The organism is Vibrio splendidus (genome assembly GCF_001557875.1).
Taxonomy (GTDB): Bacteria; Pseudomonadota; Gammaproteobacteria; order Enterobacterales; family Vibrionaceae; genus Vibrio; species Vibrio splendidus_F.
Genome location: NZ_LNRF01000052.1, coordinates 1 through 236, shown reverse-complemented (window position 1 = coordinate 236; position 236 = coordinate 1). Strand labels below are relative to the sequence as shown.

Below are 236 nucleotides of genomic sequence, written 5' to 3'. Positions count from 1 at the left end.
GTACTTCTTACAATTGCGATGGGGGGACGGAGAAGGCTAGGTGGGCCTGGCGACGGTTGTCCAGGTTCAAGTACGTAGGCGGGTGGTTTAGGTAAATCCGGACCGCTACTAACGCTGAGATACGATGTCGAGCTACTACGGTAGTGAAGTCATTGATGCCATGCTTCCAGGAAAAGCCTCTAAGCTTCAGATTGTAAGGAATCGTACCCCAAACCGACACAGGTGGTCGGGTAGAG

General features: G+C 52.5%; 1 rRNA gene. It reads left to right on the top strand.

Annotation, left to right across the window (positions count from 1 at the left end):
* Positions 1–236: ribosomal RNA gene (locus ATB74_RS23570) — 23S ribosomal RNA — on the top strand; the annotation flags it as partial.